This is a genomic window from Leucobacter sp. M11 (genome assembly GCF_035726885.1).
GTDB lineage: Bacteria > Actinomycetota > Actinomycetes > Actinomycetales > Microbacteriaceae > JAPFRB01.
The window spans coordinates 217,973-224,425 of record NZ_JAPFRB010000002.1; the positions used below are offsets into that span (position 1 = coordinate 217,973).

Annotated in this window: 4 protein-coding genes; 3 read left to right on the plus strand and 1 reads right to left on the minus strand. The window is 72.8% G+C overall.

What is annotated here, in order from left to right; translation table 11 throughout:
• Together OOT08_RS05260 and OOT08_RS05265 are read left to right on the plus strand one after the other, a co-directional pair.
• On the plus strand, nt 1–1,153 hold a 1,153-nt coding region (locus tag OOT08_RS05260), incomplete at its 5' end, for a sensor histidine kinase (protein ID WP_325091521.1).
• Complete coding sequence (locus OOT08_RS05265) at nt 1,150–1,752, plus strand: response regulator transcription factor (RefSeq protein WP_325091522.1); 603 nt, start codon at nt 1,150–1,152, stop codon at nt 1,750–1,752. The genes OOT08_RS05260 and OOT08_RS05265, both read left to right, overlap by 4 nt.
• A 49-nt stretch (nt 1,753–1,801) precedes the next feature.
• Here OOT08_RS05265 and OOT08_RS05270 read toward each other — a convergent pair whose 3' ends face one another.
• Nucleotides 1,802–2,608 carry a tyrosine-protein phosphatase gene (locus OOT08_RS05270; protein WP_325091523.1) on the minus strand — a complete coding sequence of 269 codons (807 nt, stop codon included), beginning with the start codon at nt 2,606–2,608 and terminating at the stop codon, nt 1,802–1,804.
• Nucleotides 2,609–4,532: 1,924 nt separating this feature from the next.
• Here OOT08_RS05270 and OOT08_RS05275 point away from each other — a divergent pair.
• Nucleotides 4,533–6,386, plus strand: a complete 1,854-nt coding sequence (locus OOT08_RS05275; RefSeq protein ID WP_325091524.1) for an HNH endonuclease signature motif containing protein — start codon at nt 4,533–4,535, stop codon at nt 6,384–6,386.
• The last annotated feature ends 67 nt before the right edge of the window (nt 6,387–6,453 follow it).

Below are 6,453 nucleotides of genomic sequence, written 5' to 3' on the forward strand. Positions count from 1 at the left end.
TAAGGGGGTCGCCGCGACCTGGTGGTACACGATCCTCTCGGCGCAGGTGTTCGCCCTCGCCCTGCTGTTCTTCTGGAGCCTGGAGGTTGCGATCACCGCCCGGCACCCCCTGCCCGCGGTGACCGGTTTCGCCGCGGCCGGGGTGCTCTGGCTCATCGCCTTCACGGCGCTGACCTTCGTCTTCACCTATCACCGAACCGCTCGCGCGCGCCCCGCCGAGAAGCCCACCTCCGGGCTCGCTTGGCTCCTCGCGGGCCTCGCCGCGACCGTGGCGCTCGGCCTCCTGGCCCACAGCGTGACGCTCAGCCTCTCGCTGGGCGGCACCCTCATCGCGACGCTGCCAATCGTTCGCGGCGTTCGGGGCCGCCTGCTCGCGAGCCTCTCGGCGCTCATCCTGTTCTTCGCCTGGCTCGAACACGGCCCGGCTCTGGCTGGCGCCCCCTCCCTGGTCGGCACGATCTTCGCCCCGCTCCTGTTCACCGTGCTCCTCCCGGCCGCCATCATCAGCATGCTCTGGTGGTGGGAGGTGGTAGGCGAACTGGACCGAGCACGCGCGGCCGAGGGGCGGCTCGCCGCCACCCAGGAACGGCTCCGGCTCGCCGCCGACGTCCACGACCTCCAGGGCCACCACCTGCAGGTCATTGCCCTGCAACTCGAACTCGCCGAGCGGCTCCTGCCGGGCGACCCGCAGGAGGCCCGGGCCCAGATCCTCGCCGCGCAGCGCTCCGTGGACGAGGCGCGCACGGGCACGCGCGACCTCGCGACCCGCTTCCGCGGCGTGCCCCTCGTCGACGAACTCTCCAACGCGGCCGACCTGCTCCGCTCGGCGGGACTCCGGGTGCGGCTCGACGTCGCCCCGTCCGCCGAGCGCGCCCCCGCGGAGGTGTTCGGTCCCATCGTGCGCGAGGCCACGACGAACATCTTGAAGCACGGCGCGGGCGGCTCCGCGCGGCTCTCGCTCCGCGCGGATCAGGGCGGCTGGCACCTCCGGATCGAGAACGACCGTCTCCCGGGCAGCGCGTCCCACCGGGCCGGGTCCGGGCTCGGCGGCATGGCCGAGCGGGTCGAACGGGTGGGCGGTTCCTTCGCCGCCACCGAGCAGGCGGACACCTTCGCGGTGCAGGCCACGGTTCCGGAAGGCAGCCGGGCATGATCCGGGTCCTGCTCGCCGACGACGAGGACATGATCCGCACCGCGCTCGCGGCCCTGCTCCGGCTGGAGCCTGATATCGAAGTGGTCGCCGAGTGCCGCAACGGCGCGGAGGCGGTCGCCGAGGCCACCCGGCTCGGCCCCGACGTGTGCCTGCTCGACGTGGAGATGCCCGTCCTCGACGGGGTTGCCGCCGCAGAGCAGCTCCGCCGGCTCTCCCCCGCGAGGGTCATCATGGTCACGCGGCACGCCCGCCCCGGGGTGCTCCGCCGCGCGCTCCAGGCCGGGGTCGCGGGCTTCCTGCCGAAGTCCCGGCGCGCCGAGGACGTGGCCGAGGTCATCCGCCTCGTCGCCCAGGGTCGCCGCTACGTGGACCCCGAGATCGCCGCCGACGCCCTCGCCGCGGAGCGGAGCCCGCTCACCGACCGGGAACTCGATGTGCTCCGGGCCGGGGTCGGCGGACAGCCGGTCAGCCAGATCGCGGCGGAGCTGCACCTGTCCCCGGGGACCGTGCGCAACTACGTCTCCTCGATCCTGACGAAGCTCGGGCTCGACAATCGACAGCAGGCCGTGCTGGAGGCGCAGGAGCGGGGCTGGATCTAGGCCAGCCCGCCGGAGCACAGATAGCCCGCGGCCTCGCCGCGCTCCGCGGCTAGCCGTCCAGCAGCGCGGCGCGAAGCTGGAGCAGCTCCGCCTCGTCCAGCCCGCCGGAGCGCAGGTAGCCCGCGGCGTCGCCGTGCTCGGCGGCCACCCAGTCCAGCGCGGTCTCGATCGCGTGGGCGGGCGCCTCGGAGGTCAGCGTGCGCAGCCGCGGCGTGAGCGGCACCCCCAGGCTGGTGACGAGCGCGGACAGGTTCTCGGCGAAGCCCTGTCGCAGGTTCGTCTCGGTGAGCGTGTAGTCGGCGACGATGTCGGCCCGATCCATGCCCGCGACCGAGAGCAGGAGCGCGGCGGCGAGCCCGGTGCGGTCCTTGCCCGCGGTGCAGTGGAACAGCACGCCGGGGCGCTCCGTCCCGGCTCCGGCGATCACGGCGCGGGCCAGCTCGGCGAACTGCGGGGCGCTGCTGCCCAGGATCGCCACGTAGAGCTCCTCCAGGGTCGGCACCCCGGCCATGATGGCGGCGATCTGCTCGGGGCTCGGGGCCTCCGTGAGCCCACCGGGCATCATCTGCTTGACCATCTCGTCCATCGCCCCGCCCAGCACGGGCAACGAGACGAAGGCCACGCTGCCGTCCGCGGGGAGCCGATCGGCGGAGCGCGCCTGCTCCGCGTCGGTGCGGAGGTCGACGACGGTGCCGATGCCGAGCTCCGGGATCGCGGCCACCCCCGCCTCGGTGAGCTCGCCGAGCCCGTCGGTGCGGAAGAGCACCCCGGGCCGAAGCCGGACACCCTCCGCGTTCGTGAGGTCCCGGAGTTCCCGGGCGTTGTGGGTGCCGATCAGGCGGTCGGTCAGGTTCATTATGCGTCCTCTCCAGCGTGGCCTCAGCCTATCGGCCCGCCCCGGCCCGCGGTAGGGCGCGGTCGGGCGCAGTGCGGGCGCAGTCGGGCGCAGTGCGGTTGTGCCCGGCGCGGGCCCCGCGGTCGCCCGGTGCCCGCGCTCGCGAACGCGAACGCGATGTCACCATCGCGGCCAGAACCCGCGGGGTCGTGGCCCGTTTTGCGGCAGTTTTCTCCCAGAAACGCGTGTCTCAGTGGTCCCCGTTCACCTCTCCAGAGGAACCTCACCCCGAGCACCCTCGCCGACTCCCCCGGGACCCTCCCGGGCGGGACCGGGATGCCCGGGCGCGGGAAACACAGCGCTGCGCCTCTCGACGGTGCTGGGTCCCGAACGAGTACGATTCCGTGCGCATCCCGCGCACGTTCGCAGGCCTCACCGAAGCCGCGCAACTGATCCTCACCGCGCTCCGCGACGAGGCCGCCCGCACGCTCGCCGAGGAGCGCCCCGCGGCCCGAGACCCCCGCCGGGGCCGGGCGGGGCGTCCTCGACTGGGGAGGTGTCCCGCGCGGGACAGTGCGGCCTCCGCGGACCGCGCGACTCCGAGACGCGGCCCTGCGCCGAGGGGCTCCCGGAGAGAGAACTTTCCCCGGTGGCGCACGCCGGCAGCACGCGCGAAAATCCGCCGGGTCGCCGCGGTCCATGCGCCCCGCACCCCACCAGGTTCGAGTGTCGGTGGTCCGGTTCTGGTCTGCTCATGAACGTCTTCTCGAGCACCGATGCCCCCTTCCCCGGGTTCCTCCGTCGTTGGGTGGTTGTGACGGCGCGGACCGTTCGATGCGGTGTCCCACCCCGAGCCCGATCGGCAGGCGCGGTGAGACCCCTGAACGGCCATGCACCCGAGCGGCACGCACGGATTTCCGTCCTGCCACCGCGGTCTCCACGTCCCGCACCCCGGCAAACGCGAATGTCGGTAGTCCCGGTGACCGTCTGCACATGAACGTCTTCCCGAACACCGCCGCCGCCTTCCCCGGGGTCCACCCGGGCGCGGACGCGCCGCCTCCGCGGACGGGGCGATGCCCAGGCGCGGTCATGCACCGAGGGTCTCCTGCGGTGGTGTGTTTCCACGGAGGCTCACTCCGACAGCACGCGCGAAAGGTCGCCGTGCCACCGCGGTCAACCCGTCCCGCACCCCATCAGGTTCGAATGTCGGTGGTCCCGGTGACGGTCTGCACATGAACGTCTTCCCGAGCACCGCCGCCGCCTTCCCCGGGGTCCACCCGGGCGGGGACGCGCTGCCTCCGCGGACGGGGCGATGCCCAGCCGCGGTCATGCACCGAGGGTCTCCTGCGGTGGTGGGTTTCCACGGAGGCTCACTCCGACAGCACGCGCGAAAGGTCGCCGTGCCACTGCGGTCAACCCGTCCCGCACCCCATCAGGTTCAATGGCGGTGGCCCCGGTGACGGTCTGCACATGAACGTCTCCCCGAACACTGATGCCGCCCCCGGGTTCCACCCGAGCGGGGCCGCACCGCCTCCGCGAACGGCGCAATTCCGGGGTGCGGACCTGCTCCCAGGGGCTCCCGTGGTGGCGTGTTTCCACGGTTCCGCACTCCGGTTGCACGCTCGGTTCGACGCTGTGCCGCCGCGGTCGACGCGCCCCGCACTCCGGCAAACGAGAATGTCGGTGGTCCCGGTTACGGTCTGCACATGAACGTCTTCCCGAGCACCGCCGCACCCGCCCCCGGGTTCCACCCGGACGGGGCCTTGCCGCATCTGCGGAGGGCCCAATTTCCAGGCGCGGCCCAGCTCCCGGGCGCTCCCGCGTTGGCGTGTTTCCACGGTGGCGCACTCCGGCGGCACGCGAAGGTTTTCGCCATGCCGCCGCGGTCCACTCCTCTCACACCCCGGCAAACGCGAATGTCAGTGGTCCCGGTTACCGTCTGCACATGAACTTCTTCCCGAGCACCGACGCCGCCCTCCCCGGGTTTCACCCGGGCGGGGCCGCAGTGCCCGGGAATGCCCCGGAAACACCCGCACTCGGGACTCCGAGGGACACCGCTGATGCAGTCAACTCCGTGACCGTTCCGGTGTCCGTCGCGGGGGCCACCGAATTGCTCGCGCTGGTGCTCGGCCAGTTGCGGGACGAGGCCGCCCGCGCGCTCGCCGAGGAGCGCGCCACGGCCCGAGACACCGCCGGGGCCGGGCGGGGCGTCCTCGACTGGGGTGGCGGGCTGCAGGGCGTCATCCAGCCCGACGGGGCCGCCGAGGGGGTCCTCGACCCGGCAAAGGCCCGCCGCCACGAGCGCATTCTCCGCGATCTGGCAGCCGTCGAGGGGCTGGCCCGGCACGTGGACGCCGCCCGGGTCTGGGCCGCGGGCCGCGTCGACGAGGCATCCGCCCGCGAATATGGGTCCGAAGGCCTCGCGAGACAGCAAAACTTCCGGTCGCCCGGCGCGCTCACCGCGTCTGTGACCGGGGTTTCCGAGCGGACCGCCCGGCAACGCATCCGGCTCGCCAAGCGCACCCGCACGGCGACGAACCTTTTGGGCGAGCCGGTCCCCGGCCCGTTTCCCGCGGTCTCCGCGGCCCTCGACGCGGGCGAGCTCGGCACCGACGCCGCGGAGGTGATCGTGGCCGGGCTCTCCCGGGTGATCACACGGATCGGGGCGAGCGAACAGACAGCTACCGCCGAACGGGAACTCGTTACCCTCGCTGGGTCCGACACGGGCGGGCTCCGGCACAGCGCCGAGGAGGTGGCCAGGCTCACCGAGCACGCCGTCGAACTCCTCGACCCAGACGGAGCCGCCCCCGACGAGGCCGAACGCCGTCAAAAGCGGTTCCTGCGGTTGACGCCGCTGTCGGACGGGATGACCCGGCTCACCGGGCTCCTCGATCCCGAGTCCGCGGCGATCATGACCGCGCTCGTGACCCCAACGGAGCGGGAACGGGCCATAGAGTGGGCGGAGCACCAGCGCGCCGAGGAAACGGGCGCAGACGCGCACGCAGGAACCGACACGGGCACGGGCACGAACCCCGAGGCCGGATCCAACGTCGAATCCGGTGTCCGCTTCCAACCCGTCACCGCCCATTCCCCAAGCAGTAGCGACGCTGATCCCACCCCCGACGACCGCACCCCGGCCCAGCGCACCCTGGACCGCCTCATCGACGGCATCCGCGCGCACCTCGCCGAGCGCAACGCGGGCGTGGCCACGGGGGCGAGCACCCTCGTGAACATCCACGTCAGCGCCGAATCCCTCCAGGACGGCACCGGTCCCGCCTGGGCGGACGGCATCTTCGCACCCCTGTCCGCCGAAACCGCGCTCCGGGAGCTCTGCGACGGCAAGTACGCGATCACGGTCTTCGGAACAACCGGGGCCGTGCTCGCGCAGGGGCGGGCGCAACGCCTGTTCACCCCGGCGCAGAAACTCGCCCTGGCCGCCAGAGACGGCGGCTGCGTCTGGCCCGGCTGCGACGCCCCACCCACCGACTGCGACGCCCACCACGTCATTCCGTGGAGCGAACACCATTTGAACGGGCCAACCGACATCACAAACGGGGTGCTGCTGTGTCGCTTCCATCACCGGCGCATCCACGAGCACGCGCGGGACGGCCTCGGCGCGGAGCACCGCTGGACGATTCGGATGATCCGGGAACTACCGCACCTGATCCCGCCGGTGCGGCTGGACTGGAACCGCACCCCGCGCCCGCTCGGCAGGCGACGCACGGGCAGGCGGCGGGCCGGATCCCGAAGCGGGGCCGGACGCGACGCCAGCCCGGGTCCGGGAGGCGGATCACCCTGAAAGAGGTGATCTTGAACACGGCCGCGATCGGAAACCACGATCGAGATCCGGGGCACACCCCTCCGGG